Origin of the sequence: Xanthovirga aplysinae (assembly GCF_009711365.1) — a bacterium.
In the GTDB taxonomy this organism is placed as follows: Bacteria; Bacteroidota; Bacteroidia; order Cytophagales; family Cyclobacteriaceae; genus Xanthovirga; species Xanthovirga aplysinae.
Genome location: NZ_SMMB01000781.1, coordinates 1 through 3934, shown reverse-complemented (window position 1 = coordinate 3934; position 3934 = coordinate 1). Strand labels below are relative to the sequence as shown.

The 3934-nt window shown below is 38.7% G+C and carries 7 protein-coding genes; 4 read left to right on the top strand and 3 right to left on the bottom strand.

Annotated elements, in window-relative coordinates; genetic code table 11:
- The first annotated feature begins 5 nt into the window (after positions 1 to 5).
- The 4 genes from E1171_RS05615 (at position 6) to nadD (ending at position 2134) form a co-directional block, all read left to right on the top strand.
- Positions 6 to 584, top strand: coding sequence for a sigma-70 family RNA polymerase sigma factor (locus E1171_RS05615; RefSeq protein ID WP_155204921.1), 579 nt, complete (start codon positions 6 to 8; stop codon positions 582 to 584).
- 16 nt (positions 585 to 600) lie between these two features.
- Positions 601 to 894: an anti-sigma factor family protein gene (locus E1171_RS05610; protein ID WP_155204919.1), complete on the top strand. Its 294-nt coding sequence runs from the start codon at positions 601 to 603 to the stop codon at positions 892 to 894.
- Between the two features lie 7 nt (positions 895 to 901).
- Positions 902 to 1477 (top strand): guanylate kinase, encoded by a 576-nt coding sequence (gmk, locus tag E1171_RS05605; protein ID WP_155204917.1) that lies wholly within the window; start codon positions 902 to 904, stop codon positions 1475 to 1477.
- Positions 1478 to 1558: 81 nt separating this feature from the next.
- On the top strand, positions 1559 to 2134 hold the full coding sequence (gene nadD, locus E1171_RS05600; RefSeq protein WP_155204915.1) for a nicotinate (nicotinamide) nucleotide adenylyltransferase: 576 nt from the start codon (positions 1559 to 1561) through the stop codon (positions 2132 to 2134).
- A gap of 60 nt (positions 2135 to 2194) precedes the next feature.
- On the opposite strand, the gene frr is transcribed toward nadD, so the two are convergent.
- From frr to E1171_RS05585, 3 genes are all read right to left on the bottom strand, one after another.
- Positions 2195 to 2755: a ribosome recycling factor gene (frr, locus tag E1171_RS05595; protein ID WP_155204913.1), complete on the bottom strand. Its 561-nt coding sequence runs from the start codon at positions 2753 to 2755 to the stop codon at positions 2195 to 2197.
- 19 nt (positions 2756 to 2774) lie between these two features.
- Positions 2775 to 3479: a UMP kinase gene (gene pyrH, locus E1171_RS05590; RefSeq protein WP_155204911.1), complete on the bottom strand. Its 705-nt coding sequence runs from the start codon at positions 3477 to 3479 to the stop codon at positions 2775 to 2777.
- A 63-nt stretch (positions 3480 to 3542) separates the two neighbouring features.
- A partial coding sequence (locus tag E1171_RS05585; RefSeq protein WP_155204908.1) for an acyl-CoA carboxylase biotin carboxyl carrier protein subunit occupies positions 3543 to 3934 on the bottom strand: 392 nt, incomplete at its 5' end.

Here is a 3934-nt window from a genome sequence, read left to right as displayed (position 1 = left end):
GAAATATGTCAGATACGGAACGTAAGCGCTATTCGGAAAAGCAGAAAGTCAAAATCTTTGATGAAGAGTTTCTTCCGCATATCGATTCTATGTATAATTTTGCATATCGGCTGACCTTTGATGAAGATGATGCTAAAGATTTGGTACAAGAAACCTATTTAAAGGCTTTTCGTTTCATAGATTCTTTCCAGGAGGGAACTAATGCGAAAGCTTGGTTGTTTCGAATACTCAAGAACAGCTTTATCAATGATTTCAGAAAGAAAAGTAAAGAACCCTCCAAAGTGGATTATCAGGAGGTGGAGACTTTTTATAACTCTGATGAAGTGGATGAGCCCATTACAACCGATCTGCGGGTAGAAACCGTCCAAGATATGATTGGGGATGAGGTTTCGATTGCCCTTAACTCTTTAGCAGTAGATTTCCGGACAGTGATCATTTTATGCGACCTGGAAGGGTTCACTTATGAAGAAATGGCAAAAATATTGGACATTCCAATAGGGACTGTTCGCTCAAGACTTCACAGGGCTAGAAATTTATTGAAAGAAAAATTGTGGAATTACGCCCAATCGATGGGTTATAAATAAACAAGTTAATAGGCTTATGGCAGTAATTGGACAAACTAGGAAAGAGGAGCTGAGCAATGAAATCAGCCAAGTGAGTTGTGGGGAGGTTAGAACTTTCTTGCCATTAATTCACCAACAACTGGATGGAGAGATTTCTCCCGAAGAGGAGAGTCAGCTGAACCATCATTTGGAAAAGTGTGCGAAATGTCGGCAAATGCTCCGTTTAGAGCAGGCCATTAAAGATGCATTGCAGGTCAAATTGGAGAAAAAACCTTTGCCGAAGGGATTGGTCAATTCTATAAAATTACAAATAAAACACACAACAGCTTAAAAGCAATATGCAAAAAAAAGGGAAGGTTATTATTTTTTCGGCTCCTTCAGGGTCGGGTAAGACCACTATTGTTAAACATTTGATTGCCAATAATCCGGACCTGGGTTTCTCAATCTCTGCCTGTACTCGCGATAAGAGGGGCCGTGAAGAGCAGAATGGCAAAGATTATTACTTCTTAACACCTGAAGAATTTCGTTCTAAAATAGAAAAAGAGGAATTTATTGAGTGGGAGGAGGTTTATCAAGGGAACTTTTACGGGACCTTAAAATCTGAAATTGATCGCATTTGGAATGAAGGGAAGAATGTGATTTTCGATGTGGATGTGAAAGGAGGACTAAACCTAAAAGAATATTTTGGGAATAAAGCTCTGGCTGTCTTTGTAAAAGTGCCTTCTATTGAAGAGTTGAAGTCCCGTTTAAACGATAGGGGAACGGATTCCGAGCATAGTATCTCTCAAAGGGTGTTTAAAGCCAAATTTGAATTGGGATTTGAGAATAAGTTCGATGTAACCCTTTTAAATGAGTCTTTGGATGAGTCTTTGGAGAAGGCCCAGACCTTATATGATGAATTTAAGGAGAACTAAATATTTTATACTAAATTTGTAAGCGAAGCCCTGTAATTTCAGGGCTTTCTTATTTTAAGTTCGTACTGATCTTAGTATTTTATGAATATCGGACTATTTTTTGGCTCTTTTAACCCCATTCATTTAGGGCATTTGATGATTGCTCAGGCCATGTTAGATAATACTGAAATTGAGCAGGTGTGGTTTATTGTTTCTCCCCAAAACCCCTTTAAGAAGAGTAAAGCCCTATTGCATGAATTTGACCGTTTAGAAATGGTGGAGCTGGCAATTGGGGACAATTTTAATTTCAGAGCTTCCGATTTGGAGTTTCACATGCCTCGTCCTAGTTATACGGTTGATACCTTAACTTATTTATCGGAAAAATTTCCCCAACATCAATTTAAGTTAATTATAGGAGAAGATAATCTAAAGAGTTTTCCTAAATGGAAAAATGCGGAAAAGATTTTGGAGCTCTATGAATTGTATGTGTATCCCAGGCCGAATGCTGTAGCTTCTATAGAATTGAAAAATCACCCCCATGTGAAGATGGTGGATGCCCCTATGGTGGATATTTCCGCTACCTTTATTCGTAGGGCTATTCAGGAGGGTAAATCGGTTAATTATCTGGTTCCTGAAAAAGTGGCTGAGCACATATATGCCAGGAAATTATATAAATAGTAAAAAGTTAAGAGTGAACAATTGAGAAAAATTCCTTCACTCTTAACTCTTCACAAAAATTTAAATGGTCATAATTTCAGACTCCTTTTTACCCAATACTTCATCAGTTTTAGAAGTATACTGGTCGGTTAATTTTTGTACTTTCTCCTCAGCAGTTTTTACTGCATCTTCAGAAGCCCCTTCTTTGAGCAATTTCTTTAAAGAATCATTAGTGTCCTTTCGAATGTTTCTTATTCGAATTTTTCCATTTTCAGCTTCTGCTTTCGCCTGCTTTACCAGAGACCTTCTTCGTTCTTCGGTTAATGGCGGAATACTAAGTCGAATAATTTCTCCGTCGTTTTGAGGGTTTAAGCCCAGATCACTGTTGATAATCGCTTTTTCGATTTCATTCAACATGTTTTTTTCCCACGGCTTAATGACCAAAGTACGAGCATCAGGGGTATTAATAGAAGCCACCTGAGCAATAGGGGAAGGTGTTCCATAGTAATCCACATGAATCCCGTCCAGCATATTAGGCATGGCCTTTCCGGCACGAATTTTTAATAACTCATTGCTGGTATGATGAATGGCCTTTTCCATTAATTCCTTGGCCTCTTCAAGGTATAGTTCGATTTCTTCCATTTTAATAAAGATAAAATGCTTAGGTAATTAAAGTTCCAACATCCTGGCCTTTGATCAGATCTACCAGGTTGCCTGATTTATTCATATCAAAAACAATGATAGGTAATTTATTTTCCTGACAAAGGGTAAATGCAGTCATATCCATTACCTGAAGGCCTTTTTGGTACACTTCCTGGAAGGAAATATTGGAGAATCGCGTCGCTTCCGGATTTTTTTCAGGATCCGCTGTATACACACCATCCACACGTGTACCCTTTAGTACTACGTCAGCCTCAATTTCAATGGCCCTCAAACTGGCAGTGGAATCTGTCGTAAAATAAGGGTTTCCGATTCCGGCACCAAATATGACAATTCTTCCTTTTTCCAGGTGTCGAACCGCTCTTCTTCGGATAAATGGCTCGCAAACTTGTTCCATTTTTATCCCTGACATCAAGCGGGTATATAAGCCAGCCTTTTCCAGTGCACTTTGTAGTGCCATTCCGTTGATTACGGTGGCTAACATTCCCATGTAATCACCCTGAACCCTATCCATTCCGGCGCTTTCGGCTTGTACTCCTCTAAAAATATTTCCCCCGCCAATTACAATGGCAATTTCTATGCCCAGCTCATGGACTCTTTTGATCTCCTGCGCATATTGTTCCAGGCGGTCTGAGTCAATTCCATATTGCTGATTTCCCATTAGGGCTTCCCCACTGAGCTTGAGAAGAATTCTTTTGTATTCCATCCTAAAAAAGTTTGCCTAATCGTGCAAATATAATATGTGGGAATTGATTTGTAACCAATTAGCTTAAAATTCTACTAGAAGTTGGTTCTTTTCTACACTTTCTCCTTTTTTCGCTTTTATGCTTTTGATCTCTACATTCCCTGGGGATTTTATAATATTTTCCATTTTCATTGCCTCCAGGATCAATATTGGATCTCCCTTTTGTAATTCTTCTCCTTCTTTTACGAGAATATCTAGGATAAGGCCAGGCATAGGCGCCTTTAATTCATGAACTTTACTGCCAGCCGCTTCATTCATTCCCAGTTTTTCCAGTAATAAATCAAAACGATCCTTCACGTTTACCTCAATTTGCTCTCCGTTGATCTTGAAAAGAAAGCTTTTGGTGTTCTTATCGGCATTTACAAGTTCCGCCTTGTAGGATTTGTTATCTTTTATGATATGATAATTATGTTTGC